The sequence below is a fragment of the Cytobacillus solani genome, from assembly GCF_001420595.1.
Taxonomy (GTDB): domain Bacteria; phylum Bacillota; class Bacilli; order Bacillales; family Cytobacillaceae; genus Cytobacillus; species Cytobacillus solani.
The window spans coordinates 2603875-2630695 of the sequence record NZ_LJIX01000006.1 but is presented as its reverse complement, the minus strand read 5'-3'; the positions used below and the strand labels follow the sequence as shown (position 1 = coordinate 2630695).

At 33.6% G+C, this 26821-nt stretch carries 30 protein-coding genes and 5 pseudogenes; 32 read left to right on the top strand and 3 right to left on the bottom strand.

Annotated features, from left to right (window positions below; genetic code table 11):
- Window positions 1-295: 295 nt before the first annotated feature.
- Window positions 296-667 (bottom strand): annotated as a pseudogene (locus AN957_RS14950) (DapH/DapD/GlmU-related protein); the annotation flags it as partial.
- Between AN957_RS14950 and AN957_RS14945 the strand changes: the two are divergent.
- The 4 genes and pseudogenes from AN957_RS14945 to AN957_RS14935 form a co-directional block, all read left to right on the top strand.
- Window positions 646-1005, top strand: a pseudogene (locus tag AN957_RS14945) (TetR-like C-terminal domain-containing protein); the annotation flags it as partial. The pseudogenes AN957_RS14950 and AN957_RS14945 sit on opposite strands and share 22 nt — an antisense overlap.
- A 192-nt stretch (window positions 1006-1197) precedes the next feature.
- A pseudogene (locus AN957_RS27785) lies at window positions 1198-1305 on the top strand (GNAT family N-acetyltransferase); the annotation flags it as partial.
- A gap of 422 nt (window positions 1306-1727) precedes the next feature.
- Window positions 1728-2477, top strand: a complete 750-nt coding sequence (locus tag AN957_RS14940) for an alpha/beta fold hydrolase (RefSeq protein ID WP_056684902.1) — start codon at window positions 1728-1730, stop codon at window positions 2475-2477.
- A 6-nt stretch (window positions 2478-2483) separates the two neighbouring features.
- On the top strand, window positions 2484-3065 hold the full coding sequence (locus tag AN957_RS14935) for a TetR/AcrR family transcriptional regulator (RefSeq protein ID WP_053476265.1): 582 nt from the start codon (window positions 2484-2486) through the stop codon (window positions 3063-3065).
- Window positions 3066-3387: 322 nt separating this feature from the next.
- Here AN957_RS14935 and AN957_RS14930 read toward each other — a convergent pair whose 3' ends face one another.
- Window positions 3388-4257 (bottom strand): LysR family transcriptional regulator, encoded by an 870-nt coding sequence (locus tag AN957_RS14930; RefSeq protein WP_056684899.1) that lies wholly within the window; start codon window positions 4255-4257, stop codon window positions 3388-3390.
- Between the two features lie 128 nt (window positions 4258-4385).
- Here AN957_RS14930 and AN957_RS14925 point away from each other — a divergent pair, with 128 nt between their 5' ends.
- The 26 genes and pseudogenes from AN957_RS14925 (at window position 4386) to AN957_RS14810 (ending at window position 23238) form a co-directional block, all read left to right on the top strand.
- The gene (locus AN957_RS14925) at window positions 4386-4571 is read left to right on the top strand and encodes a hypothetical protein (protein WP_053476263.1); all 186 of its coding nucleotides are present in this window, start codon (window positions 4386-4388) and stop codon (window positions 4569-4571) included.
- Window positions 4561-5454, top strand: coding sequence for a DMT family transporter (locus tag AN957_RS14920; protein WP_056684895.1), 894 nt, complete (start codon window positions 4561-4563; stop codon window positions 5452-5454). Before AN957_RS14925 ends, AN957_RS14920 begins: the two co-directional genes overlap by 11 nt.
- A 269-nt stretch (window positions 5455-5723) precedes the next feature.
- A complete protein-coding gene (locus AN957_RS14915) occupies window positions 5724-5924 on the top strand; it encodes a hypothetical protein (RefSeq protein ID WP_056684892.1) in 201 nt (66 codons plus the stop codon).
- A gap of 40 nt (window positions 5925-5964) precedes the next feature.
- On the top strand, window positions 5965-6192 hold the full coding sequence (locus AN957_RS29195; protein ID WP_056684889.1) for a DUF4181 domain-containing protein: 228 nt from the start codon (window positions 5965-5967) through the stop codon (window positions 6190-6192).
- A gap of 285 nt (window positions 6193-6477) precedes the next feature.
- Window positions 6478-6996, top strand: coding sequence for a hypothetical protein (locus tag AN957_RS14905; RefSeq protein WP_053476259.1), 519 nt, complete (start codon window positions 6478-6480; stop codon window positions 6994-6996).
- A 66-nt stretch (window positions 6997-7062) separates the two neighbouring features.
- Window positions 7063-7230, top strand: coding sequence for a hypothetical protein (locus tag AN957_RS27780; protein WP_156319120.1), 168 nt, complete (start codon window positions 7063-7065; stop codon window positions 7228-7230).
- Between the two features lie 32 nt (window positions 7231-7262).
- A pseudogene (locus tag AN957_RS26955) lies at window positions 7263-7451 on the top strand (hypothetical protein); the annotation flags it as partial.
- Between the two features lie 88 nt (window positions 7452-7539).
- Window positions 7540-8085, top strand: a complete 546-nt coding sequence (locus AN957_RS14900) for a DUF1697 domain-containing protein (protein ID WP_056684887.1) — start codon at window positions 7540-7542, stop codon at window positions 8083-8085.
- Window positions 8086-8296: 211 nt separating this feature from the next.
- The gene (locus tag AN957_RS14895; RefSeq protein WP_142108809.1) at window positions 8297-9517 is read left to right on the top strand and encodes a translocation protein TolB; all 1221 of its coding nucleotides are present in this window, start codon (window positions 8297-8299) and stop codon (window positions 9515-9517) included.
- Window positions 9518-9811: 294 nt separating this feature from the next.
- Window positions 9812-10453 carry a DUF6944 family repetitive protein gene (locus tag AN957_RS14890; protein WP_056684880.1) on the top strand — a complete coding sequence of 214 codons (642 nt, stop codon included), beginning with the start codon at window positions 9812-9814 and terminating at the stop codon, window positions 10451-10453.
- A 511-nt stretch (window positions 10454-10964) separates the two neighbouring features.
- Entirely contained in the window at window positions 10965-11945 is a 981-nt protein-coding gene (locus AN957_RS14885) for a glycerophosphodiester phosphodiesterase family protein (protein WP_056684877.1), read from the top strand.
- A 312-nt stretch (window positions 11946-12257) separates the two neighbouring features.
- Window positions 12258-12971 carry an MOSC domain-containing protein gene (locus AN957_RS14880; RefSeq protein WP_056684874.1) on the top strand — a complete coding sequence of 238 codons (714 nt, stop codon included), beginning with the start codon at window positions 12258-12260 and terminating at the stop codon, window positions 12969-12971.
- Window positions 12972-13300: 329 nt separating this feature from the next.
- Window positions 13301-13870: a dihydrofolate reductase family protein gene (locus AN957_RS14875; RefSeq protein WP_056684872.1), complete on the top strand. Its 570-nt coding sequence runs from the start codon at window positions 13301-13303 to the stop codon at window positions 13868-13870.
- A 180-nt stretch (window positions 13871-14050) separates the two neighbouring features.
- Complete coding sequence (locus tag AN957_RS14870) at window positions 14051-14344, top strand: antibiotic biosynthesis monooxygenase family protein (RefSeq protein ID WP_056684870.1); 294 nt, start codon at window positions 14051-14053, stop codon at window positions 14342-14344.
- Between the two features lie 197 nt (window positions 14345-14541).
- Window positions 14542-15836 (top strand): annotated as a pseudogene (locus AN957_RS14865) (IS110 family RNA-guided transposase).
- Window positions 15837-16488: 652 nt separating this feature from the next.
- Complete coding sequence (locus tag AN957_RS14860) at window positions 16489-16767, top strand: ArsR/SmtB family transcription factor (protein WP_053476253.1); 279 nt, start codon at window positions 16489-16491, stop codon at window positions 16765-16767.
- Window positions 16768-16875: 108 nt separating this feature from the next.
- Window positions 16876-17259 (top strand): VOC family protein, encoded by a 384-nt coding sequence (locus AN957_RS14855; RefSeq protein WP_053476252.1) that lies wholly within the window; start codon window positions 16876-16878, stop codon window positions 17257-17259.
- Window positions 17260-17601: 342 nt separating this feature from the next.
- Complete coding sequence (locus AN957_RS14850; RefSeq protein WP_056684866.1) at window positions 17602-18294, top strand: aspartate/glutamate racemase family protein; 693 nt, start codon at window positions 17602-17604, stop codon at window positions 18292-18294.
- 162 nt (window positions 18295-18456) lie between these two features.
- Window positions 18457-18861, top strand: a complete 405-nt coding sequence (locus tag AN957_RS14845; RefSeq protein ID WP_053476250.1) for a VOC family protein — start codon at window positions 18457-18459, stop codon at window positions 18859-18861.
- A gap of 247 nt (window positions 18862-19108) precedes the next feature.
- Window positions 19109-19423 (top strand): hypothetical protein, encoded by a 315-nt coding sequence (locus tag AN957_RS14840; protein ID WP_056684863.1) that lies wholly within the window; start codon window positions 19109-19111, stop codon window positions 19421-19423.
- Window positions 19424-19748: 325 nt separating this feature from the next.
- Window positions 19749-20231 carry a DUF2975 domain-containing protein gene (locus AN957_RS14835; protein ID WP_056684860.1) on the top strand — a complete coding sequence of 161 codons (483 nt, stop codon included), beginning with the start codon at window positions 19749-19751 and terminating at the stop codon, window positions 20229-20231.
- A gap of 10 nt (window positions 20232-20241) precedes the next feature.
- Entirely contained in the window at window positions 20242-20463 is a 222-nt protein-coding gene (locus AN957_RS14830) for a helix-turn-helix domain-containing protein (RefSeq protein ID WP_053476247.1), read from the top strand.
- A 111-nt stretch (window positions 20464-20574) separates the two neighbouring features.
- A complete protein-coding gene (locus AN957_RS14825) occupies window positions 20575-21366 on the top strand; it encodes a DUF817 domain-containing protein (RefSeq protein ID WP_156319149.1) in 792 nt (263 codons plus the stop codon).
- Between the two features lie 345 nt (window positions 21367-21711).
- Window positions 21712-22296 carry a ribonuclease FAU-1 family protein gene (locus AN957_RS14820; protein ID WP_380000828.1) on the top strand — a complete coding sequence of 195 codons (585 nt, stop codon included), beginning with the start codon at window positions 21712-21714 and terminating at the stop codon, window positions 22294-22296.
- Between the two features lie 187 nt (window positions 22297-22483).
- Window positions 22484-22789, top strand: coding sequence for a hypothetical protein (locus tag AN957_RS28240; RefSeq protein WP_075209159.1), 306 nt, complete (start codon window positions 22484-22486; stop codon window positions 22787-22789).
- A 101-nt stretch (window positions 22790-22890) separates the two neighbouring features.
- Window positions 22891-23238, top strand: a complete 348-nt coding sequence (locus AN957_RS14810; RefSeq protein ID WP_053476245.1) for a hypothetical protein — start codon at window positions 22891-22893, stop codon at window positions 23236-23238.
- Window positions 23239-23322: 84 nt separating this feature from the next.
- On the opposite strand, the gene AN957_RS14805 is transcribed toward AN957_RS14810, so the two are convergent.
- On the bottom strand, window positions 23323-24126 hold the full coding sequence (locus AN957_RS14805; RefSeq protein ID WP_053476244.1) for a hypothetical protein: 804 nt from the start codon (window positions 24124-24126) through the stop codon (window positions 23323-23325).
- A gap of 1049 nt (window positions 24127-25175) precedes the next feature.
- Here AN957_RS14805 and AN957_RS14795 point away from each other — a divergent pair.
- Together AN957_RS14795 and AN957_RS14790 are read left to right on the top strand one after the other, a co-directional pair.
- Window positions 25176-25703: an RNA polymerase sigma factor gene (locus tag AN957_RS14795; RefSeq protein ID WP_053476242.1), complete on the top strand. Its 528-nt coding sequence runs from the start codon at window positions 25176-25178 to the stop codon at window positions 25701-25703.
- Window positions 25687-26766 (top strand): DUF4030 domain-containing protein, encoded by a 1080-nt coding sequence (locus AN957_RS14790; RefSeq protein WP_053476241.1) that lies wholly within the window; start codon window positions 25687-25689, stop codon window positions 26764-26766. The genes AN957_RS14795 and AN957_RS14790 overlap by 17 nt, the downstream gene beginning before the upstream one ends.
- Window positions 26767-26821: the final 55 nt, after the last annotated feature.

Here is a 26821-nt window from a genome sequence, read left to right as displayed (position 1 = left end):
TATCGGAGCAGTTTTGTTTAGGAAATTTGTGAAGGTGAAGTATTGCTCTTAAACTTTCGGGGGGTTGTAGTGAAAGGGAAATAATGGATTTTATGATAAAGATCATATTGTGTCATTCATTAAACGGTGCAATTCCAAAAATTGCACTCTATTTTTATTAAAAGGGGTATTTAATAGAATAAGGCCTTATGAAAGTAATAAAATTCAAATTATTACGGAACGAAAAGACAGATTGAATACTAAAAGCAAAGGAGGTGGAAGAATAGTTCTAACAATTTCTTTGCTTTTAGTGCTATTACTTTGAATTATTACTTATTTTTTTTACAACTTTTGCCGGCACTCCTGCAACAACAGTGTTTTCTGGAATATCCTTAGTCACCATAGCTCCTGCTGCAACAACAGAGTTGTCGCCAATCGAAACGCCAGGTAGTATAGTTGAGTTTGACCCAATCCACACATTTTTGCCAATTATGTCTGGAGAGGGGGATGTCGTGTTTCTTGTTTCTAATGATAAACCATGATTAAGTGTTGCAATCGTGACATTCATACCGATCATTGAACAGTCTCCAATAGTGATTCCACCTCTATCTTGGAAGGAACACCCTGTGTTTAAAAACACGTTTTTTCCGATGGAGATATTTTTGCCAAAGTCATATCCAAAACATGGCTAATCTTTGTGAATTGGAAGCTGAAATGGATTGGGTTGAATCGACAGTAATCTGTATGGAATATCTTGAAAGTAATTATTTATTTTTTTCGATGATGTTGGCGAGTGAAGGAGCAAGATATTTTCGCAGCAGGTTTGTTCAACATAATATCGAAGAGTTCAAAAAAGACGTGGATGTGACTAAAGGCAAAAATCTCGGTCAAAACGAAGAGATAGTTGCCGAATTTGTTGCAAATGCTTACGTAGGTGTAGTGGAATGGTGGTTAAAAAATGACATGCCCTATCCACCACAGGAAATGGCAGAAAAAGTGGGGGATTTATTAGACAGGATTATATAGATTGATCGCATAAAAAATCTCTCATATGTATTATAGAATGAAGAGGATAATGTGACTTTGGTCTTCAATAAATATGGTGTATGTGAAGGGTTGCTCATAAACGATCGGGGAGTTAGTTAAGGAAAAATAAGCAAATTTTCATCCGTGTTTCTATTATCGTTGTTCTATTATTTTACACTTTCCTGTAACAGTATTATGTTAGAGACACAAAATAATAATGTAAGTGAATGTAAGTTTTATGAACGGTATGGGTTCATTATTGGTGGATTTGACAAACTTGTCTACAAAGGCATCAATTAGCTAACTGAAGAAGTTGCGATATTTTGGTATTTAATATTTGAATAGTCCCTTAGCGATGGAGTCGTTACGATTAGGATAACGATCTTTCATATGTGGCGCTTTTCCTAAGTTAGAAGGCGTCTATTTTATATGTCCATACACGTTAAGGGAATAGATTTTGTTACGGTAAAGTTTGATTCTGAGAATTTATACTTATATTAAAAGGTGCGATACTTCAATAACGAAGTATCGTTTTTCGTATTTAACTATATGACAGCATTAGTTGAATATCCAAATACCGATCAGGCTGTTTTTTATTATTCAACAAACAGGGCAGAATTTTGGAATAAAATAGGCGTTTTTCTAATTTATTATTGACTAAACGTTCAGTCAATAATAAAATTAATTTGAATTATAAAATATTGACGAGATGAGGTGTTCGAGTGGATTTATATTATGAGGTTAAAGGACGTGGAAAACCTCTGGTTCTTATTCATAGTGGTGGTTCAGATATCCGTGACTGGACTTATATTGCTCCAGTTTTGTCAAAACATTTTTTGGTGATTACCTTTGATGGCAGGGGTGCCGGAAAGTCTCCTTCTCTCTTACAGCCTGTTAATTATGTTGAGGATTTAAGAATGCTCTTGGAACACCTGAAGATAGAGAATGCAGTAATTATTGGGCATTCCATGGGTGGCCAAATAGCTACTGAATTTTCGCTAACTTACCCGGATAAAGTATCTGAGCTTATATTAATTGCTCCTGGACTAACAGGATTTAATTACTCAAAAGAATTTCAAAATAGTATGAAAGAAGTTAGTGAAGCTGCACCGAATGTTGAAAAGATGGTTCAATTAGCGCTTGCTGTACCAACCAACCGCATTGTGATGAACAGCACACATCGTGAATTAATGATTGATATGATTCGCCAACATATAATAAATACATTTGAGTGGCAATCCTTTGAGATCATTTGGTCTGATCCACCTTCTATAGAAAGGCTTGGAAGTATTAAAGCGAATACGCTTTTCATAATTGGAACAGAGGATATTCCGGATAATTATGCGGTTGCTGAATCGTTCAAGCTGGTTCCTAACATAGAATTTACTGAAATTGCAGGAGCCGACCATATGGTGACATTAACACATCCGGAACAAGTGTCTCAATCGATAATCAAATTTTTAAAGGGATGAAGTGCTATGCCACGAACAGTAGAAGAAAACGAGCGTATTCGTCATTTATCCAAGGAGAAAATCCTTGAAACTGCGATGGGGTTATTTATAAAAAAAGGCTATCATACAACTTCAATAAGTGAAGTCGCCTCACACGCTGGTGTCTCTAAAGGTTTGCTTTACAATTATTTTAAAGGGAAAGAGGAACTTCTTGCATATATGATCAGTTCTAGAGTTACTGGAGTAAGTGAAGTTATGAGTAATGCAATAAGATTTGAAAGACCTGAAGACCAACTAAAATATATTATTGAACATGCACTAGATCATGTTTATGAAAATCCGGCAGAGTTTCGGTTTTATTTAAATTTGCAAACACAGCCGGAGGAAGATGAGCTATTAAATAAATACAGTAAAGTGCTTATAGAAGAAAATGCAAATCAGTTTGAAATTCAATGCAAGATTTTTGAAAAGTTAGGAATCGAAGAGCCAAGAAAACGGTCATTGTATTTTTCATCCACCCTTCACGGGGTCATGCTAATGATAATCTCCTACCCTAAAAATTTCCCTTTAAATGAAATAAAGAAGCAGATAGTTAGGGAGTTCTGCTAACAACCATAACTGCAGTTGTTGATCTCAAGAAGTCACATAACTAATCGAGATAATTATTGGACACGAGCCTATAACATCTCTTTTGAAAACAACTTACTAAAAGAGGACATTTTAACTAACGGGTAGCGATACTTCGATTACGAAGCATCGCTTTTCTTATTTAACTATAGAGGCAGGTTGTACAAGAAGCATTATTAAGAGTTATTTGAGATATTTTAGACAGACTCTTTTATATTCGTTTAAGAAAGTGGGAAGAGAAATCATGATTAAAATGATGGAGTGTTTTAACAATGTGATTAAATGATTTCTCCATCACACTTTTTCACTCCCTGTTTCTATATGATAAATATTCTAAAAATCTTTTGGACGCAAGGGAAAGTGATTTTTGTTCTCTTGTGGCAATACCAATATTTCTAAAAGCAGGAACTTCAAGCTCTTTCGCGATAATTTTGTGAGGGATACGCTGTAAAATCAATTCTGGTAATATACTAATTCCTAGCCCGTTTTCCACCATAGACATAATTGCATAGTCATCCCATGTTGTAAAATTAATTTGTGGTGAAATTTGGTGCTTCTCGAAAATTTCAGAGATTTCTGCTTTTGCACCCTTTTCCAATAGCATAAACGGACTGTTCAATAGTTCGTTGATTGGAAACTTTTTGCAATTAGCGAGTGGATGATTTTGCGGAATCACTACCAGCAAACGGTCTTGCTCCAAAAATGTAGTTTCAAGCTCTGCTTTTGACGGCAGTCGCACAAATCCGAAGTCAACACGTCCATTTTGAATCCAGCTTTCAATTTCTGTATAATCACCAAGCAGAAGTTCAAAGTCAATCTTTGGGTAATCCTTCTTGAAAATTCTAATAATGTTAGGGAGCCAATGGGTTGCTACGCTGGAAAATGTCCCAATTCGAATCATCCCGGACTGCATATCGTGTAAGTCTTCGATCTGTGTCATTAAGATTTCATGTTCAATACAGATACGCTTTAATTGGGGAAGTAACTTTAAACCATCCGAGGTTAAACTGATTCCTGCACGTCCTCTTTCGAAAAGGGAAACCTCCCATTCCGTTTCTAAATCGTTAATCATACGGCTGATCCCAGATTGTGTATAGTCCAAGCTTTGTGCAGCTTTTGTAAAGCTACCGTATTCTACTGCTTTGACAAATGCCATATATTTTTGGATATTCAAATCTCATTCCTCCATCCATCCGGTTTCGTCATGCGTTTCATGAAAAACATTCGTTTTTGTAATAGATGTGAATATGATATGTTATTACTATTAAAAATTCAAGTTGGGAAAAGAGAAGGTGGTTAAAGATGATATTTGTGAGTGAAGTTATGGAAAAAGAATTAGACATCTATAAGTCTCCGCTACAAGAAATGGTCTACGAATCATTGACAAAGTTTCAGCTTTCATTTGAACGAGTGAATACAGATGAAGCAATTTCATCTGCGAACTACAAGCTGTTTCGCAGATTCGAGGGAGTAGACATTGAAATCTAAAATTCAGTTTATATTATCAATGATTATTTTTGGAACAATTGGTTTAGTTGTTCGATACATTAATTTGTCTTCGAGCGAAAGAGCTTTACTAAGCAGTTTCATAGGTTTCTTATTTTTACTGTTAATATTCATTATGATTAAGAAAAGAATATCGTGGAATTTAGTTAAATCGAATGCTTTATTCTTGATTCTTTCAGGAATTGCATTGGGAGGAAATTGGATATTTCTTTACCAATCGTATGACCATACGACAATTGCCAATGCAACGCTAGGTTATTACTTTGCACCTGTGTTTGTGATGATTCTTTCTCCCTTTGTACTTCGTGAACAATTATCCATTAAAAAAATTGTGTGTATTGGTGTTGCGCTCATAGGTATGTTAATGATTGTAGGAGAAGGCATCAGCGCATCTAGATCTGATGATATACTTGGGCTTTCCTTTGGATTAATCGCAGCAGCATTTTACGCCGCGTTATTGCTTTTAAATAAATTTATTATAGATATGGAAAAGTTAGAGCTGACTATCATTCAGCTTGGAATAACTACTTTGCTCCTAATGCCATATGTTTTCTTGACTTCTGGCTTTGGTATCTTTGAAGTATCAAGTTCTTCCATTCCTTTTATTTTCATTTTAGGGATCATCAATACTGGGATTGGATTTTGGTTGTTTTTCGCTGGTATGGAGAATTTAAAAGGACAGAATATAGCTATGCTAAGTTACGTGGATCCATTTGTAGCTATATTGATTTCTGCAATTATATTGCAAGAGCAATTGACAATTGTTCAAATGCTTGGTGGTGCATTGCTACTAGGCTCTACATTTGTTAGTGAAGTTAGATCAATCAATCTTCTAAAACATTTAATGAAAACACGAGCCGAATAATGATAAAAACAGTGCGGACCATTTGATTCCCATTGTTTTGCATTTTAAAGTGTTTTTAGATTAAGAGTTTAATATAAAGTATAATTAAATAATCTTTTCCATACCCTACAGAACGATAGACAATACTTAACTTTTTTACAGGGTGAAGAATTGTATTTAATGTTACGAGTTGCGTTAATCTAAAAGGATTGACGCTTTTTTCATATAGTGAATTGTACGAATAAAGGGGTTTAGTGAAATAAGAAGGGATTTCTTAAGGTTTTGTAGAAGTGGTAAGTTTATGGGAAAATATTAAATATCGGGTAGGAAAGGATCGGTTACTTTTGGCAAGGTTTATAGAAGATTTAGCTGGGGTAAGTTATGATTTCTATAAATTTATTTTCACAAGTGTATGTTACCTTTTGGCTGGGATGTTCATTGTTGGTGTTCCACTTTATCCAATAGCTGTCGCATTTACAATGTTTGATTAACGGCTTCGTTTTTTCAAAAAAGGAAAGACGATTTTTTATTATGGAAGCAGAATACTTACACAAGACAATCGGAAAATTTAAAAGTAGCATAAGTCTAAAGTGGTTTTGGATAGTTTATCTTACTTTTTTATCAGGTTCTCAATCTTTTATGGAGTGGAAGTATATTAAAAACTCAAAACAATATATTACCACACTTATTTTTCTAATTTTAGGATTAATTATTATTTATAATATTGAACACATTTTTTCAATATTAGGCTGGAATTAGTTGTTGAACTTTTTAGACATCAAAAGAGTGGTCTTATAGTACGGGGGTGGTTACAATAGGAATGAAACAAAAGGCTATCAAAACAGTTAAAACCTGAGTTGGAATTATTCAAGGTGATAGTTTGTAAGAAAATATACTCTAGCTAACTTGTTCAAGAGTTGAAGATCAAGGAAGGATTAACATCTTTTTCTTGGCAATGGAGCTTCTTAGTGCAATAAGAACTTTACAGTTAGGAATAGAAGTAATTAGAAGTAATTTTCATTTTTATAGGAAGGTCGGAGTAAAATGAGGAAAGTAGTTACATATTTTGCAGGTGGATTCCTTGTTATTTTAGCAATTATTATAAGTTTTCAAATAGATAAGGATAAATCAGAATTAAGCTTAGAAGCAGTGTTGGGTAACTCAATTTTTAATGCATGGGATAGTCTTAATGAAATTGTTGAAGATTCAACAGAAGAAATTTCAATTGAATCTATAAAAGTGATGAATGAAAATCTAATTTCAATAGAAGCTTATGCGAATGTTATTGATAGAATTGTGGCTGAAGATTTACTTTTACCTATTGTGAGTAAATTATTGAATATAGGAAAAGAAATTGAGGAAAATCATGATAAAAACGGAGAATTTACTGAAGTAGATATAGAAAAATACAAAGTAATTGTAAATGAAGCAAAAAATGTTATTGAGCAAATATACATAGTCTACTATGTTCCTGATTCTGAGGGAAAAGTAAAATTAGAAATTGAGAACTTTAGGGAATTGGCAAATATCAACGAGCGGTTGAATGTTTATGATTTTGAATAATAATCTCTATTTCACAAATGGATTCCTTTTATTAAAAAGCTACTAATTGAATGGTAGGTGGATATAATGAAAAAAAACAAATTTATCATAGGCTTTTTTACAGGATATATTGTCTGTATGTTAATAATCTATTTTATCTTTGATTACTTTTCATGGTCATTTGTCGTCGGCTCATTAACAGGAATAGCCTTATTTGGAATTATAATTAACGTTGTAAGCAAGAAAAGTATATAGGTATTCATTTCAAAAATATTAAATTTAGATGAATTAAAATAAATTGTGATTCAACAAATGATAAGAGTCATGTAATCCCAGAAAAACTTGGTTTTGTATCAGAAGGTACTTTTATGAATGATGATCTTTCCGCAGATGGTAGCAAGCTAACTGACACTTATATTTTATTTGGCTATAAAGTGAAGGATTTCTGTCAGGTGAGCGGATCCAAGAAGGATTAGCTCATTTTTTATAGAACATATTATTCGAACAGGTGTAATCAATAAGATTTATTGGGTTGATAAGTAAAAAGTTGTAAGGAGGATAGTTATGGTTTATATCGCTCTCCTTCGGGGGATAAATGTCGGTGGAAAAAATAAAATTGACATGAAGTTGCTTAAACAAACATTTGAACAAGCCGGGATGAATGATGTGGTGACATATATCAATACAGGTAATATTATTTTTTCATACAAAGGTACATCAAAAACTGAACTATCACGTATTTTGGAAGAAGCGATACAAGGTGATTTCAGATTACAAATAAAAGTAGTAGTTCGAAGTATCGATGATATTAGAGGAATCATTAACGCTATTCCTGACACTTGGAAAAATGACAAAGACATGAAAAGTGATGTCATGTTTTTATGGGATGAAATTGATGATGAATCTGTACTTATGAATTTAATCATTAAACCAAATATTGACACGGTGATATATGTTCCTGGTGCGATTTTATGGTCTGTTGACAAGAAAAATGTAACCAAAAGTGGTATGTTAAAAATAATTGGATCAAAGTTATACAAACAGGTTACGGTAAGAAATGTTAACACCGCTCGTAAGATATATGAACTCATGCAAATTCAAGTTTGTTAGTTCTCCCGATGTTAATTGTACAATAGGTTCTAAATGTAGCAGCAAAACTTTTAAGTTATAGAAAGAGTTAAGTAATGAAGATTGTCATACAGGCAGTCGTTTTTTGTGTTAACAACGGTGAGTAGCCTGTAGTAAGCTGAAAATAAAGTGATAGAGCATTATAAGAATCTCCGTCAAATATCAGGACATCCTATTGTTAGGAGGGATGTTCTTGGGATCTCGTATTTTATTACTGCTAATTTTCTTGTTTTTTCATATATCAATAAAGGTAAATGCAGAAGCCACCCTTACTGCAGCATTTATTCGTGACAATCAACTATGGATTAAAAAAGGAGAACAAGAAATTCAAATTACTAAGAATCGGTATGTATATTCCCCGAAATGGTCCTATGACGGTCGATTTATAGCTTATATTGATGGAGATGAACATGGTGAAAAATCGGATTTATTCATATATGATACGAAAACAAAAGAAAGTTACCAGCCTTATACAAGAGTCGAATCAACTGACTTTAAATGGTCACCGATTAAAAATCAATTAGCCTATATAAATCATGGGGTATTAAACGTAACGAAAGAAAAGAATGGTCGCCCAGAAGGGTTTGTTAATGTTTCATTAGGTGTAAGTGGGTTTGAATGGTTTCCGAATGGGAAAGAATTTATCGTTTCCTCACAAGCAAGTTTACGACCTTCCGGATGGGGTCCAATCCCACTTTATAAAATTCCAGTCAATGCGAATCTTGCAAAAGATAAAATGAAGCTATTTTATACCATTCAAACAAATGAAACGGATTTGTTTGCGATTTATGCTGACCAATTCAAGTGGAGTTTCGATGGAAAATGGGTAAGTTTTATCGCTGTGCCTACAGCTTCCTGGTCCATGGATAGTAATACATTATGTGTTCTTTCTAATATCGGAATCCCATTTCAAACTGTAGGAAAAATGCTAGGATACGAAGATTGGATGAAGTGGGCTCCATCAGTAAATCAGCTAGCATATATTTCAGGAGAAGGAAGATTTTTCGTTGAAAACAAGAACACTACCATTGCCGACATGCCAACAGCTATACAACAAAAAGAATATACGCCTAAAGGGTATGTAGACCTTGATTTAGAATGGTTCTCATCAGATAAGGTAGTTGTTGCACGAGCGATAGAAAACAAGGAGTGGAAGGAAGGACCTGTTCCAACGATGTTAACAGCCCTATACGCCATTAATATAAGAACAGAAGACCAAAAACAAATTTCCTTTCCAAAGAATAATGAAATAGATGAAGATCCCCAAGTGATTGGCTCTCTTCTTACTTGGTTTCGCAAAAAGGAAAAAGATTTTCACGGTGACGTTTGGGTGAAGGATGGTTTAAGTGGTCAAGAGCATAAGTGGCTTAAGAATGTTGAAAACGCTCCTATCTTTTTTACGCCAAAAGAGTGATATTGAAAAAGTGTTAATTAATTTCTTAAATGGATTATCGAACAAGTTAAGAAGTCAAAAGCTTTTCAGGTTCGATAATATTGAGTACGATGAATTTTTAACATTTTGGAATGAATAAATGGGGATTAAAGAACAAGATTATACTGTACAAATAACCTGAGTTATACGAAATGAATCATATGAACCTTAATTGGTAAGAAAATTCACTGATGAAGGAAACATCATCTAAAAATTCAACAATCATACATCGGATGAATATATTGCGAGTAATATCTATATGGGCGGTGGTGAGAAATGAATAAAGAAATGGAACTGCTGCTGACGGGGACAGGGTTTTTGGTGGCGGGAACGTTTTTCTCCGCTGTTGGAGCAACTAAAGTATTCGTGACTAGGGAAGATGATGGTCTTGCATATGTTGTGAAAGGAAATACGATTGAAAGTATTAGAAATAGTCTGCAGGCGATTGCACGTGAAAAATTATTAGAAGATCGAGAAGCAAATGAAAAGGAGCTTTTAGCAATTATCGGCTGCTGGTTTCAAGCGGGAGGAAATGCTGCGAATGCAATTGCATATGAAATGATTTTAAACCGAGTTGAAGAAAAGGCTGGTTTTCAACTGAATGCGATTGGCAGCGGAATTCAAGCGGTCGGTGGTTCGTTTGAGGCATATGGTGTACAGGATGAGGGAAAAGGGGTTGTTCTTGGTGCTGCGCTCATTTCGCTAGGCTCCCTGTTCGATGCTATTTCCAATCTATATATTCTTCGAGAAAAGGAAGATACGGGCAACGCAATTGCAATGGCAGGAACATACATTGAATTTACTGGTTCACTGGTTGCTTTGGCCGCCTTGACACAGTTAATACAAGCAGAAGCAGCAGAGAAAGAGACTAAACGCTATCAATACTCACATTCTTCCATTTGTTTGTCAGATTCATAGTTTTTTCAAGCTTTGGAAGTAGAAATATAAAGATATCGAAGTAGGGATAGTAATGAGAACTATATTGATAATTTGGCTGGAGGAATTTATGATTCTGTCAATTGATACTCACAAGTAGGAGTGCAACTTTATGTTATTGCAGTAGAACAGTGAAGACTTTTGGTTCAAGGATTATTCACAGCCCTTGTATTAATTGTATACAATGGAGAAGCAGTAATAAACTATTTTTCTAATGGTGCGGTATGCTGGGAATCTTCTAATGATGAACTTGATGGAATTTATGTATATGTAAAGTGAGTATTTATCTTAAGATATTACAAAATACTCAAAGCACAGGTAGAAAACCTGTGTTTTTTATTTCAGAAGGCAGTTTTAAAGAAAAATTCTGAATCGTAATTTTCAGTCTATTATCATCGTTTTGTTATTTTTCAACTATTGAGTATTTTTTAAGCATTTATTATCCTATTCATAGTATTTCGGTCATTTTTATCTAATAGAAAAATTGGAGGATATGAAAGTGAAACTTAGAAAAGTATTAAAGTGGGTATCATTTCTAATTCTATTTTTAATCTTGTTTATTTTTGTTAATAACACTGCCATCTTTACAAAGGAGCGTGATGGAAAACCTATTCTTTTAGCCCATCGTGGCTTGGCACAAACCTTTAATATGGAAGGAATAACAGGTGAAACCTGTACTGCGGAGCAAATTTATGAGCCGGAACATCCATATATTGAAAACACCATCTCTTCCATGAAAGCTGCTTTTGATGCTGGTGCAGATATTGTAGAAATAGATGTGCATGTGACGAAAGATGGGGAGTTTGCGATTTTCCATGATTGGACCCTCGATTGTAGAACTGATGGTACGGGAACAACAAGAGATTATACAATGGATGAGCTGAAACAATTAGATGTTGGTTATGGGTATACGGCCGATAATGGGAAAACATATCCTTTTCGTGGGAAAGGCGTAGGGCTAATGCCTACGCTTGATGAAGTTCTATCTAAGTTTCCAGAGAAGTCCTTTCTAATCCATATTAAAAGCAACGACGGAAATGAAGGAAAACAATTAGCTCTGTACCTCTCTAAATACTTAGATGATAGGTTAAGTAAACTTTCCGTTTATGGTGGAAACAAACCAATAGCTGCCTTTAAGGAAAAACTTCCAAATATGCGTGTCATGTCCAAGGAAACATTGAAGAGTTGTTTGCTACCTTATATAGCAGTGGGGTGGATTGGGCATGTTCCATCGTCGTGTAAAAATACTCAATTACATATTCCAGAAAAATATGCTCCTTTTTTATGGGGATTTCCAGACAAGTTTCTTAATCGAATGGATCAAGTGAATACAAGGGTCATCCTTGTTGGGGGAGACGGCGGGTGGTCAGAAGGTTTTGATACAGAACAAGATCTGGATCGTCTTCCGGAAAATTATAATGGTGGGATTTGGACCAATCGAATTGATGTGATTGCTCCTTTCTATAATGAATAAACGCAATTGAACATAAATTCTGAGTAGGTATCCGGAGATCTTTTTTCTTTTGGACTAAGGCTGCTGTTTAATGGATGAAGCAGGTGAAACATTTTTATATTCGTAACGACCAATTATTTAAAGGGGAAGCGTATGAGGAAATTTGTGATTAAGAGCAGACTTGTTAATCTAAGAAGGGAGCGCTCTTTTTAGTAGAATTCATTTAAATAACGAGCAGAATAGATCAAAAGGTATTTTTCTTTATTAGGCGAATTTTTTCTTTGAAACTTTTACAAGAATTGTATAGGCTATTTCAAAAGTAGGGGTGAAACTTTGGCTAGAAATAAGGAGTTGTTAGGGATTGTCAAGGAAATCCGCCGGTTTCCTGTAAAGTCAATTTTAGGAGAGTCTTTATCATCAGTCTCAATAGACAAGAGAGGTCTCTTAGGTGACCGTTTGTGGGCAATAAAAAACCAGAATGGAAAATTTGGGAGTGGTAAGTCAACACGTCGTTTCCAGCAAATGGATGGGTTATTTAAATTTAGTGCAAAATATGAAGGGTCTATTCCAATCCTAACTATGCCAGATGGAACAGATTTTCGTGGTGATAACAATGCTGTCAATGAGGCATTGACTAAGTTTCTCGGATTCCAAGTAACCTTGGAAAGAGAAGAATTAATATCTCATTTTGATGAGGGGCCAATAAGTATCATTACAACTTCTGCTTTACGTTTATTAAGTCAAGAATTAGGAGAGCTAGTTGACTCTCGTCGTTTTCGAGCAAATCTTTTAATTGATACAGAACTAATGGGACATCTCGAAGATGATTGGGTGAACCGACTAATCAAAGTTGGACCAAATGTAACCTTGAGAATTGTTGCCCCTCTTCAAAGATGTGTTATGGTGAACAATTCTCAAGAGGAACTAAAACAGGATGTTCGGGTACTCCGAAATTTGGTAAATTATCATGGTGCCATGTTTGGGGTTTGGGCAAACGTTGAAGTTAACGGTGAGATACATGTGGGAGATGAAGCATTCTTTGAATAAGATCATAATTTTACTAATATAGTAGAACACTTGAATAAGATTGGTTGAAATGGAGAAGTATGGTTGACGTATCAACGAATTTCTCTTAATTAAAAGGGCTATTAAGAACCAGATGAAAATGTAAAAGAATCAAACTTAAGAAATGACCACACTTTTTGTTCATTCAAACGCCTATTTGGATTCTTTAAAATGACTTTTTTCTTTGAGGATCTATATTCTCACCTTTTAAATTAATCATGCCTTATTTGTCATGTTTTACGGATAGTATAGTTTATACCTTATGATTTTATTAACAAGGTGAATTCTACAAAATAAAAGGAGATAAAATTATGGATATGAAAGAAAGACCTAGAAGAATCATTTTAGATTTAGCAGTTTCTTTAGATGGATTTATTGAAGGGCCGAGAGGAGAAGTCGACTGGTGTATTATGGACTCTGAAATGGGGTTTATTGATTTTTTAAATCATATTGATACAATTTTTTATGGGAGAAAAAGCTATGATTTATGGGGGCAATATACTCCAAAAAATGAGGTCTCTGATACTGAAAAAGAAATTTGGAAATCAGTTCATGGCAAAGAAAAATTTATGTTTTCAAAAACTGAAAAAAGGGATGGCCATAAAGTAACAGTCATAAATGATAATATTATTGAACAAGTAAATAAATTAAAAAATAAGCCTGGTAAAGACATCTGGCTTTATGGAGGGGCAAGCCTAATTACATCTTTTTTAAGATTTGGTCTCGTTGATGAATTTAGGTTATCCGTTCACCCAGTTATTTTAGGGGAAGGAAAACCTTTGTTTATTGACATAAAGAAGAGATTGAATTTAAGACTGGTAGATACAAAAAGATTTTCCTCTGGTGTTGTTCAACTTTGCTATCATCTAAAAAAAGAGTAAATGTTACGTATCATGATATGTTTAATTCATGGTGAAAACATATTTCTTCTCCAAATTATAAGAGATTTTGCGAAATAAGAATCATAAAAAACAAAGATCTATTATTAATATTAAAGATTGATTTTAATGAACAAAATAAAAATATTATAGAATAATAATCTATTAAAAGGGGGTGATGGAATGATTTTAGAATCTGTTATGCTGCAAGTTAAAGATGGTATGGAAGAGGATTATGAGGAGGCATTTCGTGAAGCTTCAAAAATCATTTCTTCAATGAAAGGGTACATATCTCACGAATTACAAAGATGTATGGAAGTTAAAGGAAAATATTTATTGCTGGTTAAGTGGGAAACTTTAGAAGACCATACAGTGGGTTTTAGACAATCTAAAGAGTATCAAGAATGGAAAAAGCAACTACATCATTTCTATGACCCATTTCCAACAGTCGAACATTTTGAGAATGTTGTTCTTTAGAAGGTTATCGTACTATCGGAGTGCTTGAGGTGAAGCATGGATATTGCTGCGATATCACTTTTTCTAATGTCATAAACGGGACAGCATTCCTGTAATAACTGAAAATGAGATTTGTACGAAAAATGACCTCTTGATAAGATGAATATGTCCTGAGCTGGCCAGCTAAATAGGACAAAACATCATTCGGAGGTCATACAATGAATTATAACCAAAATCATAAAATAGCTCAAATTACTTCTAAAACCTTGATAATTGGAATTGATATTGCCAAACATCATCATGTAGCTAGAGCACAAGATTATCGAGGAATAGAACTTGGTTCTACTTGCTTTTTTGATAATACACAAGAAGGTTTTAGCACCTTTATGGAGTGGATTAATCAATTAAAAGAGATCTATAAAATGGAATCTGTTATAACTGGAATGGAGCCTACAGGACATTATTGGCTAAACTTAGCTCATATTTTAAAAGAAAAACATATTAAGTTCGTGACGGTTAATCCCCTACATGTCAAGCATAGTAAGGAATTAGATGATAACTCGCCAACTAAAAATGATGTAAAAGACGCAAAAGTCATTGCACAGCTAGTCAAAGATGGTAGATACGCTGAACCAACCATACCACAAGGTGTTTTCGCAGAACTTCGTGTGGCTAAAAATTACGTGATCTATTAAGTATAGACTTACAGATCGTGCAAGGACAGGTCCATAACTGGATTGATCGCTACTTTCCAGAGTTCTTTGACGTTTTTAAAAGTTGGGAAGGAAAGGCAGCTCTTCACTTACTAAAATTTGATGCGTTACCTCATGAATTAGTGAAATACTCAGACGAAGAATTACTCATCTATTTAAGGCAAGAAGTGAAACGAAGTATAGGGATGAAGAAGATTCAAGCTCTAAAAGAAGCTGCCAATCGCTCGATTGGTATACGTCAGGGTGTCATGATGGCCAAAATGGAACTAAGAACATTAATTCAAAAATATGAACTCATTCAAGCCAAGTTCGAAGAACTTGATCATTCACTGGATACCTTACTTCAAGATATACCAGGAGTGAACCAGATGTTAGAGATTACAGGAATTGGACGAGATACAGTGGCAGGTTTTTACGCTGAAGTAGGTGATTTAAGTGAATATAATCATCCTCGTCAAATAACCAAATTAGCTGGACTCAGCCTAAAAGAAAATACATCAGGTAAGCATAAAGGGAAGACCAAGATTACGAAACGTGGTCGGAAGAAATTACGGGCATTATTATTTCGCGCATCTATGATCCTAGTAGCGAAGAATAAAGCCTTTAAAGCTCTTCATCATTACTACACAACGAGATCAGAAAATCCGTTGAAAAAGATGCAGTCTTTAATAGCTTTATGTAATAAACTCATACGAATTCTCTTTTCTATTGGCAAGAAACAGTTTGTGTTTCAGGAAGAAAAGATGTTGAAGGATATTCCCCATATGCATTCATTTATCGATGTACAAATAGCAGCTTAATATTCTATAAAATTTACTTTTAATCAATAGATTTGAAAGATTGAGCAAACAAAATCAGCATAGGATTAGTCGGCAAAGCAACTAACGTAAGGACATAGATCCTGTGGGCCAGCATGACCGACATCCACCTTATGGAAAGGTTGAACGAAGGAATGTAGGAGCGAAGACTCTGTGAGACTTGGGAGGGTTGACCCCCATAAGATATGTGGACATCCATTGGTGCGTACATACCTATTCTTCCAACTTTTTGAAAATAAACGAAAGTTGGCTAGTTTCTTACGCTCTTTTTCTTCATAAACTGCATATTTGTTTTCTTTTCATACTCATCAAATCTATTATCTTTAACAAGTTGTATAGGAATATTAAGAAAAACGGCGAATACAAGAGATAATTGTTTGTTTATTGAGGGAGTTTAGTTGAATAAGAAAAAGTGAAAAATAAAAAATTACGGGGCTTATAAATTTAACTAGTGTGTTGATCCAATGAGGATTAATGCACTTTTTTGCTGAAATTCAGTTTATATTTTAATAATGGCACCACTATAATAATGTGACTATAACTTGTTAAAATTTCAGGATATGATTCCTTTTTCACGCAACCGTAAAGTTGCTTATGTTTGACAAGCAACCATAGAGTTGCTTATACTTAATATATGAATGGGGACAAAGACGCTATATTCAAAGCACTTGGCGACTCGACTCGGAGGCTTATTTTAGACGAACTGTCTGAACGCAACGAGCTGACGTTGTATGAACTTACGGTACGTCTCATTATGAAGTACAACCTTTCCATTTCGCGACAAGCGATAGCTAAACATCTTTCTGCATTAGAAAATGCAGGACTTGTAATTTCAAAACGAAAGGGAAAATATCGAGTAATTATATTCAACAATGAACCACTTAAAAATTTGCTGAAAGGATGGATAGAGTAATTTTATAAAATCAGAACAGGAATTCTAACTAATGGGTGGGTTATTTTTCTTGCAGCTAGAATGTAAAACAGCACAATAAGTCACAATTATCGAAGGGGAAATTACAGAATGAAAATCATTGTTACCAGTATATTCGTAGAAGACCAAGATAAGGCTCTAGAATTTTATTCGGAAATGCTTGGATTTGTAAAAAAGCATGACGTTCCCACTGGAGAATTTAGGTGGATAACGCTAGTTTCTCCCGAGGAACAAAAAGGTCCCGAGCTTTTACTTGAACCGAATAAGCATCCAGCGGCAAAAGAGTATCAAGAGAAGTTATTTGCTGAAGGCATCCCAGTAACAATGTTTGGGGTTGCAGATATTCACGCAGAGTACAAAAGATTAGAAGATAAAGGCGTAAGGTTTACTATGGAACCGACAAAAATGGGCGATGTCACAATAGCTGTCTTCGACGATACATGCGGCAACCTTATTCAGATAATTCAGGAGTAACTTTATAACGAAATATCCTAGATCTAACGAATTTATTGGTATTCTTTAAGTTCGGTGAAATTTTTTTATCAAAGAATAAAAAAATTTATGTGAACCCTGTCCCTATTTTTAGGATGGGGTTATCAATATTACAGTCAAAAAATAAATGAGATTGGTTTCATTTTACAAGAATGAATGATTGAAAATAAGTTAACTTAAACTTACGGGTGAGATACTTAAATAACGAAGTATCGCTTTTTCTTATTCAACTTTAGAGGCAGGTTTGTTTTAATAAAAAAATATGATTTCATTAAAATTATTGAATAATTGGATATTATTACAATATTTTATGGAGGAAAAATTATGAAGACTATAGGGCTAATTGGTGGAATGAGCTGGGAATCGTCGGTTGAATATTACCGAATCATAAATGAAGAGGTAAAAAAAAGATTGGGTGGATTACATTCGGCAAAATGTCTTCTATACAGCGTTAATTTTGAAGAGGTCGAACGTTTCCAGGCAGAAGGTAAGTGGGAGGAAGCGGTTAATCTATTAGGGGATGTAGCTCATGCTTTAGAAAAAGGAGGGGCAGATTTTATTGTTATTTGTACAAATACGATGCATAAAGTAATAGAGTATATTGAAGGAAAAATAAATATACCTATTTTACATATTGCCGAAGCAACTGCTAATCAAATAAAAAAATCAAAACTGAATACTGTAGGATTATTAGGTACTAAGTACACAATGGAGCAAGACTTTTATAAATCACGAATTGAGTCAAATGGTATAAAGGTTTTAGTACCAAATAATACTGAACGAGAGATAGTAAACAAGGTTATATATGAAGAGTTGTGTTTAGGTAATATCCAGTCATCATCAAGAGATTATTACAAAATGGTTATTAAGAATTTAATTAATAATGGCGCTGAAGGAATAATATTAGGATGTACTGAAATAGGATTATTAGTAAAACAAGAAGATTCAGAAGTTCTATTATTTGATACAACATTAATCCATGCGATTGAAACAGTTAATCTAGCATTAGAGAACTAATTTGAAGACATTTTTCATTCGAGGCACCTTTCTTAAATCTTTTTAAATAAACAGGGCGTTAATCTAAGAAGGATTAACGCTATTATTGTTGAGGTTCTTGAACCAAGAGGGCAGAATAGTTTCAGAAGAAAAATTGGAAGTGAAAAACTAAAGGAGAGAAACATGACTGCAAAATTTGTTCACCATATTTGTATCCAAACAAATAATTACGAAGAATCCTTAAATTTTTATAGGGATATTCTTGGTTTTGAATTAATAGCAGAATTTCCTAATTTTCATAATCGTTATTATAACTCTTGGTTAAAATTGGGTGAATTCTATATAGAGCTTCAAACTGGTAAAATAGGTGAGAATCTTAATAGTGTTAACCCAAACACAACGGGGATCATTCATTTTTGTCTTTGGGTAGATGACTTAGTTAAAGAAGTCCAAACTATTAAACAATTGGGTTATAATTTTATACTGAAAAATGGTGAAGAAATTTATCAAGTGGAAAATGGCTGTTTGTGTAAATTGATTGCACCTGAAGGTACAATAGTTGAATTAAGGGATAACAGAGGAATATAACAAATACTATAGAAGTTCTAAGAAATTGATTAGAAATTTACCGATTTGTTCATGGTGGAAGTACAGTGCAAGAAAAAGAGTAATGAAAGACAATTTTTCTGTTATTGGTACTGATGATATTCTGTAATAAAAACGATTTTGCTAATCCATTTAAATAGGTGCGATACTTCAAAAAAGGATTGCTTTTTTATAGTAGTAATGAAGCAGGGGTGTTTATCAAGCATGAGTATTTAAAGGGGGATTATATATGAGTGGCATGCTTAATTTTGGCAGCCTCATGCTAGGACTAATTGCATGGATATTACCTATTGTTAATCTTACACGATATAAAAAGCATGACTCAAGAAATAGGTTTGTTCTTTCTATTTTGAGCATTAGTGCTTGTGCTATTTCGCTCTGTTTTCAGATTTTCTATATCTATCATCTGGTTAAGATTGAGGATTGGTCTGCTCTTATGGACACATCGAGTGCTGTGGTATTGGCAGCAGCAATTCTTCTAATCGTAACCATCATATTAAATGTAATTACTCTGATTGTAAATCGTGATAAAGCAGCCAAGTAGGTTGTCAAAATTCCAGTTGGTATATCATAATGTAAATGAATTAATTCACACAGAATTTATTATGTTTTGAGGATTGTGTAAGGATGTACTTTATGATCGAATTCGTTTATTATTCATCAAAGCATATAGTTGAGGAAATAAAAAATTCAATACCTTGTATTAAAAGAGCATTTCTTTGTATTAAAGAATGCTTTTTATTTTTCTTTAAAATAAAAATAATATTTACATAACGATAAGAATATAATTAAAAATAATAATTTTTTATTGAAAATCGATAAATTATCTGCTAAAATCAAATTGAAAATAAATCAGTGAGGTGCTTTTTATGAAACAAGTGTCAACACTCTTTTTAAAGATAGCAGTTATTCTTATTGGAATACCAATTCTTGCTATGTGCATTTTTTTGGTCCCTGAGATAGGGAATATTGCTGCAGAATTGCTTCCAAAGTTTGCTTATATCAAATATCTCGTTTTCATCGTATTTTATGCTTCAGCGATCCCTTTTTACTTTGCTTTGTATCAGGCTTTTAAACTTCTGCGTTATATTGACAAAAATATGGCCTTCTCGCAAATGTCTGTAAATGCTTTAAAGAAAATCAAATACTGTGCAATCACAATCAGTAGTTTACATGTACTAGTCTTGCCGCTTTTCTATCTGTTTGCAGAGATAGACGACGCTCCAGGTGTTATTTTTATCGGCTTGGTTGTACCTTTTGCATCGCTGGTTATCGCAGTTTTTGCAGCTGTACTCCAAAAACTTTTACAAGAAGCAATTGATATAAAATCAGAAAATGACTTAACGGTCTGAGGTGATTAACATGGCAATAATAATTAATATTGATGTAATGCTAGCTAAAAGAAAAATGAGTGTAACAGAACTTTCGCAAGAGGTTGGAATAACAATGGCTAACCTTTCTATATTGAAAAATGGAAAGGCAAAAGCGATCCGATTGACAACTTTAGAAGCAATTTGTAAGGCTTTAGACTGTCAGCCTGGAGATATTTTAGAATACCGAATGGATGAAGACACACAGGATTAGTAGAATGGGGATATTTCACATTAAAAGGAAAAGAAGATTTCCTTTTCCGTTATTTCATAAGAGGGAGAGCTATTCATGAATTTAACCATGCACAAAGGAAGACAGAAAAGCATGAGAGCAATAAAACAGCTCGTTCATTTTGGGTGGGAACAGGCTTTATCCTGTTTGTTTCCTGTCGTTATTTTTGCTTCGTTGGCTTTAACAAAGTTCTTGCCGCTTCCCTTCCTGCCTCGGTATGACTGGCTGCTTATCATTTGTCTTCTGATGCAGTGGTGGATGGTACATTCTAGGCTTGAAACACGAGACGAACTAAAAGTTATTACATTGTTTCACCTTATTGGTCTTGCTCTTGAACTTTTTAAGGTACACATGGGCTCCTGGTCTTATCCAGAGCAAGGATATTTCAAAATTTTTGGAGTGCCTTTGTATAGCGGATTCATGTACGCAAGTGTAGCGAGTTATCTTTGTCAGGCGTGGAGGAGATTGAAGGTTGACCTGGTAAAATGGCCGCCGTTTTTGCTAGTTGTCCCTCTAGCAGCTGCAATTTACTTAAATTTTTTCACCCACCATTATTGGATTGACGTTCGCTGGTGGTTATCTGGATTAGTCATTATTGTCTTTTGGAAATCTTGGGTCACATATGAGGTTGGTGGAATTCGTTACCGTATGCCACTTGCACTTTCCTTCGTGCTCATCGGATTTTTTATATGGATCGCCGAAAATATCGCAACATTCTTTGGGGCCTGGGAATATCCAAACCAAGCCGATGCATGGAGTCTCGTTCACTTAGGAAAGGTGAGTTCATGGCTCTTACTAGTGATTGTTAGCTTTCTTATAGTAGCGACATTAAAGCAGGTTAAAGGGAAAAATTATCCTAAGATAGACTCTAGTCAATTCTTATAACTGTATATACCCTTGTTTAAAAAAGCCGGTTCCTTAGTATAGCAAGGAACCGGCTTTTTTAGGATGAAGTTCCACTTGCCGTTAGTAAAAAAGAAGGTGTATTTGATTGAATTGTAGAAATTGAAAAATATCGTAAAAAAGGAGGAATATATTATTTAAAGGGTATGCAACTCCTGATAAAAAAGTAATAATTAACAAAATGATTAAAATTTTGTAGTGGTATTTAAATATATCTTCTTCAATAATGTATATTGATATAATAAAATAATCATTAAATGCGGATAAGGATTAAAGTAAAATCTACTATAGTATTATAGTGATCATAGTTTTGGGAAGGGATATTAAATGGAGAGAGAAACTAGAACAGTGATGAATGAAAGCATTCCAACTTTTCAACTTGGGGATAAAATAATAGAAAGAAAGATACGGTACGACTCCGAAATAGTAGAATACAGTTGTCGGCTGTTACAAGCACAAAATCAAAATGTAGTGCTTTTCCATCTTATACAAGATTCCTTTACAATGATAGCAAACCAAACTAAATTAACTATTCCTACAGGTAGTTACACAATTGCCTGTTACTGGAAAGATCGTCCATATAATCTTTACATCTGGAGAGATAATAACGGGCATCACTTAGGTTGTTATTTTAATATTGTAAAGAACACTTATATAACCGATAAAAAGGTATCATTTGAGGATTTGATTATTGATATATTGGTTCTACCAAATGGAGAATACTTTATTTTAGACGAAGATGAATTACCTGAGCCATTAGAACAGTATGAGAATGGTTTTGTCTTAAAAGCTCTAAACTCATTAACGGAATCTATTGATATTCTTCTTCCTCAAATGATTTTAGAAGCTGAAAATACCTATAAACATGAAGGATTTCTTCCTTGGTTGAACAAGAAGAACATTAAAGAATAACCTTTTCATAATTGAATTTGTTAGAAACAGAGAAATATTACTGACATTGATGGAATGTTAAATAACAATTAGGTTATGTAGAAGGATATTTATTGCTGAAAAGTAAATCTATTGAATCCTTTTAAGAAAGAAATCGTATTAATATTAAACTCTTTGTTTTGTACGGATTTCTTTAAGGGGGGAGTTTATGGCTGAAACGATAATATTGGTGATTTTCATGATACCATTTTATGGTATCATGCTTTGGACTTATAAATTTCCTGAAGATAGTATATTGGCTGGAAAGAGATGGATGTATTCTAAAGACCCAGAAATCTCAAAAGCAGCGATCCGTTATACAAAATTCGCTTCAATAACAACGATGGTCGGATTACCTATCGTAATATTAAGTTTCATTTCAAAATTTTACTTTCTCAGATTGTCGATAATGGTATTTTTTTTAATGTTTATATTTGGCACACTTAAAATATTTACTGATGACAAAGATGAATAAATTAATAACATTTTTTTTGCAAAGGCAGAGTGAATTACCAAGATTTTTCCATATTACATAATTATATAAAGTAATGGATTAAATATAGAGAGGGTTATGATATGCCATGTGTACATGAATTTGGGATCATTGATAATTTCGACAATATGAAAAATTACAATGACTATACTCCACAGAAATACAGTTGTATTTCTGTAGATGATGACCTGATTAATAGTTTAAATGAAAAATTATCAATCATGAAAACGTACTTTCATTCATATAAACGTCCGGAATTTGGTTTAGCCTATTGGGGAATTACAATCATTCCACCTGAGTCATTATCATTATTTTATGATGTCGTTTTATCTTCAAGATACTTTAAGAAATCTGCAGAACTTCATGAACTGGCTGCAAAAATCATTCAGGCAACAGAAGAAAAGAAATATATGATACATTATGGGGTTTAATTAACTAAGTATAGATGATCCATAAGAGTAATGAGCAAAGAAAAAAGTACACTGCTTAAAAGCAATGTACTTTCTATTTGGAAGTTATTGATTAAAATAGCGGTATAGCTTTCTAATAATTTTACTGTCTATATCAATAAAATACTGATTATTTAAAGCATAATACAATTCCTCTATTTTGTTCAAAGAATTCATATAGGCATGTTTTAATTGATTTTTATCTAGTTTTGAGGTAAATGAAACATAGTCCTTATAAGATTCGGCACTTATATCCACCTCTAAATTTTTCGTACTGTTTAACCAGCGTTCAACGTTTTTTTCCTGTACTCTTATTAATTGTAATACATACTTTTGTACATGTGTAAGTACTTCTAGAGAACGTGCGAGCTCTCCTCTTTTCATCACGTTTACACCCATCAACCAAGCATTGACAAAATTATTGAAAGCGAAGTTCACATTTTCATTCGTCATTCTTTCTGGCACGGATCCACTTAATCCATCAAGTAAAGGCTTTAATCGTTCTGTAGAATCATAAAGATACATAGACTCAGTATCTGGAAAAACACCTGTTGGCTTGAAACTTTTTATAATATCCATTTCTGATTCAGGAAGAAAATGAAATTCCCCGCGGATCATATTTGAAAATATAGCTACTTCGGTCCCATGTTCATTGAAAAATAATAAATCAACAGCGTTTACCTCAGAAATCCAGTGTCTAGAGTTGAAACGATTTATTAAATCATCTGCAATAAATATATAAAACTCAACATCTGAATGCTGATCTCCTTCACCTTTGGTGAAAGATCCGTACATCATACAAGCTGAGACTGAATCATCTTGAATACATTTGTCTTTAACAATATTAATGATTTTATTTTGAACAAACATACCTAAAACTCCTTATCGTATTTTTCTTTTTAGATAAGGTTTTTATCAACAATTGGACAACATGAGCAGCACATGTGCAATGCTCCTTCCATTCTAAATTACTATCAGTATATCATAATTCTCAGGTTGTTTTATGCGTGAATGTGATGAGATAAAATTGGATCCTGTAATATGGAGGAATTATAGATTTACTATTATTACATTTATGCACTTTTGCGAACGAATTTATTATGAACTAAATTATTGTGGCCAATGAGAAGAAAGTCTGATGTCAGTGCAAGTTCAGACAGGATCGAGAGAAAAAAGCCTGGTCGAGTCTGAAGTCAGTCCAAGTTCAGACAGGATCAAGAGAAAAAAGCCCGATCGAGTCCGAAGTCAGTCCAAGTTCAGACAAGAACAAGAAAAAATAGCACCATCGAGTCCAAAGTCTGCACAAGTTCAGACTGAACTAATAGAAAAGAGCCCGATGAAGTCAAAAGTCTAATTAAATTACCATAACATGTATTAATTACCTCAGGAGAAATGATATATGTACCCGAAGTAACTTATTCGATATGGAAGTGCTAGCGTCAAATTATAGAAGGAATTATTAATAGAAGAAGAGAATAGCAAATTACACATGTAAAAAATAACTAAAGAGAGAAGGACAGTCAAAACCTTCAGATAGCAGCCAGAAATTGTTTTTGTAATTGTAGGATTAGTATGTATTTCTTTCTCAATATTTATGTTTTCACCAGGAAGTGCAGAAATCATTTCGAATTTATTAAATAGGGATTAATAGAAAATCGAAGCAATAATCGATTAGTATTTGTTCAATCGTTTTCAAGGATATTAAAAGATGCCTCTTTGTATACAAAACAGACTATATATGCCTCTATGAAATGGAAACAAAAGTGCTGCGATGCTTCAATAACGAAGGGTCGCTTTTCTTATGGAATCAATGAAACAATACAGAAAAACAATCTTTTAAAAAAGAGATGCAAAAAACACAACTTTTATTTAGCATTTACGCCTAAGCAGTGAACTTTCAAGAAAAGGAGGGTTGAATTTTGTCTGAGTTTAGAAAAAAGGAAATAACGAATTGGTATGACCATCATAGTAAATCAATATTAAGTTTTATTTTATTGATGGTTAAGGATTATCAGCAAGCAGAAGATTTAACTCATGATACATTTGTTAAAGCGTATTTATTTTATGATACTTTTAAACAGCATTCTAGTGAAAAAACATGGCTATTCAGCATCGCACATAACGTAACTGTAGATTTTTTAAGAAGGCAAAAAACTAGCTTATTCTTTAAAGAAAAAATTCTTTCTCACAAGGACAATCACCCATTGCCAGAAGAGATCATTCAAATAAAAGAGGAATCATATGAACTTTATAAAGCATTAGGAGAACTTAAAGATACATATAGAAAAGTAATCATATTAAGAAAGATCAAGGGCTTTTCAATAGAAGATACATCAAAGATATTAGGCTGGTCGGAGAGTAAAGTGAAATCAATGCTTTTCAGAGCCATTCCTGCACTAAAAAAACAATTAATAAAGGAGGGGTATTGGAATGAAAAGACAAGTTGAAGATAACGATTTCGATGTTTCTTTAAAGAAATTAAATACCGATTTAAAGTGGAAAACAAAGCGAAAACAAGAATTGAGAAACCGAATTATCACTGATATTGATTCTTTGGAGACCAAAGAGAATAGCAAAAACTTTTTTCTATCAACTCGTAAAAAAAGAAAGGTGATCAGGAGTCTATCATATACTGGCATTGCTTTGCTAATAGGGTTTGGTTTATTTATCGGCTCTGCATTTATTTCCCCTGCAATCGCAGAGGTAGCAGCAAAAATTCCATACTTAAATAAGATATTTCATTCAGAACCTATAAATCGGACGATATGGAAGGAATTAGAGGAAAGAGGTTACCATCTATCTGGGGTAGGTGGAAATGCCAGATATCTTCACATATCCATTGATGGATCCGAACAATATTATCAGGATGTTCGTGATGAGGTAAAAGAAATTGCAGCAAATATATTAAAAGAAAAAGATTATGATGGATACAAAATAGAAGTGGAAAGACATGTAAATCGAGTTCCATCGATTTCAGAGCGGGATCAAGCCATATCAGAAGCCTTGGAAGAAAGTTATAATCATTTAATTGAATTGCAATTTAATGTTCTTGCCCAAGGGTATTCCTACTCTGCGCCTAACTCTGAGAAAGTAATTGTCCACATTGATATTCCGAACACTGAAAAAAGGATAGAAGAACTAAAGAATGTCGTCAATGAATGTTTAAAGGCAAAGAATATTGACTCATACTCAATAAAGATTAATAAAATAAATCTTTCCCAAAAAGAAAAAGAAGCCAGGTGGAATGAAATATTCCAAGTGATTATTGAAGGATTAACTGCAAAAAAGGAATATAAAGTAACTGGATTTGCTTACTCCTTTCATCCAGCACCTCTTCAAATTATTATTAAAACATCAATAAATGCTTCTGAAAAAGATGCAGACGAAAAAGTACGTATCATAGAGAGGACGATCAATGAATTCCTAAATTCTGAGGAAATTCAAAGTAAGATTGGCGGGGATCAATATAAAATTATTATTAGAGGCAAGGATAAACAAAGAATAAATTAGATATGTAACTAATAACAAAGTTTATGGAAGTTGCGCTGTAGAATTACATTGCTTT

Coding starts and splice junctions, on each gene's coding strand:
- AN957_RS14860 (WP_053476253.1), top strand. CDS start 16,489: ATGAATGGGGACAAAGACGCTATATTCAAAGCACTTGGCGACTCGACT.
- AN957_RS14820 (WP_380000828.1), top strand. CDS start 21,712: ATGGAGAGAGAAACTAGAACAGTGATGAATGAAAGCATTCCAACTTTT.
- AN957_RS14905 (WP_053476259.1), top strand. CDS start 6,478: ATGAGGAAAGTAGTTACATATTTTGCAGGTGGATTCCTTGTTATTTTA.
- AN957_RS14805 (WP_053476244.1), bottom strand. CDS start 24,126: ATGTTTGTTCAAAATAAAATCATTAATATTGTTAAAGACAAATGTATT.
- AN957_RS14810 (WP_053476245.1), top strand. CDS start 22,891: ATGCCATGTGTACATGAATTTGGGATCATTGATAATTTCGACAATATG.
- AN957_RS14890 (WP_056684880.1), top strand. CDS start 9,812: ATGAATAAAGAAATGGAACTGCTGCTGACGGGGACAGGGTTTTTGGTG.
- AN957_RS28240 (WP_075209159.1), top strand. CDS start 22,484: ATGGCTGAAACGATAATATTGGTGATTTTCATGATACCATTTTATGGT.
- AN957_RS14835 (WP_056684860.1), top strand. CDS start 19,749: ATGAAACAAGTGTCAACACTCTTTTTAAAGATAGCAGTTATTCTTATT.
- AN957_RS29195 (WP_056684889.1), top strand. CDS start 5,965: ATGGAAGCAGAATACTTACACAAGACAATCGGAAAATTTAAAAGTAGC.
- AN957_RS14790 (WP_053476241.1), top strand. CDS start 25,687: ATGAAAAGACAAGTTGAAGATAACGATTTCGATGTTTCTTTAAAGAAA.
- AN957_RS27780 (WP_156319120.1), top strand. CDS start 7,063: ATGAAAAAAAACAAATTTATCATAGGCTTTTTTACAGGATATATTGTC.
- AN957_RS14900 (WP_056684887.1), top strand. CDS start 7,540: ATGGTTTATATCGCTCTCCTTCGGGGGATAAATGTCGGTGGAAAAAAT.
- AN957_RS14855 (WP_053476252.1), top strand. CDS start 16,876: ATGAAAATCATTGTTACCAGTATATTCGTAGAAGACCAAGATAAGGCT.
- AN957_RS14935 (WP_053476265.1), top strand. CDS start 2,484: ATGCCACGAACAGTAGAAGAAAACGAGCGTATTCGTCATTTATCCAAG.
- AN957_RS14885 (WP_056684877.1), top strand. CDS start 10,965: ATGAAAGTGAAACTTAGAAAAGTATTAAAGTGGGTATCATTTCTAATT.
- AN957_RS14845 (WP_053476250.1), top strand. CDS start 18,457: ATGACTGCAAAATTTGTTCACCATATTTGTATCCAAACAAATAATTAC.
- AN957_RS14825 (WP_156319149.1), top strand. CDS start 20,575: ATGAGAGCAATAAAACAGCTCGTTCATTTTGGGTGGGAACAGGCTTTA.
- AN957_RS14925 (WP_053476263.1), top strand. CDS start 4,386: ATGATATTTGTGAGTGAAGTTATGGAAAAAGAATTAGACATCTATAAG.
- AN957_RS14830 (WP_053476247.1), top strand. CDS start 20,242: ATGGCAATAATAATTAATATTGATGTAATGCTAGCTAAAAGAAAAATG.
- AN957_RS14875 (WP_056684872.1), top strand. CDS start 13,301: ATGGATATGAAAGAAAGACCTAGAAGAATCATTTTAGATTTAGCAGTT.
- AN957_RS14850 (WP_056684866.1), top strand. CDS start 17,602: ATGAAGACTATAGGGCTAATTGGTGGAATGAGCTGGGAATCGTCGGTT.
- AN957_RS14870 (WP_056684870.1), top strand. CDS start 14,051: ATGATTTTAGAATCTGTTATGCTGCAAGTTAAAGATGGTATGGAAGAG.
- AN957_RS14840 (WP_056684863.1), top strand. CDS start 19,109: ATGAGTGGCATGCTTAATTTTGGCAGCCTCATGCTAGGACTAATTGCA.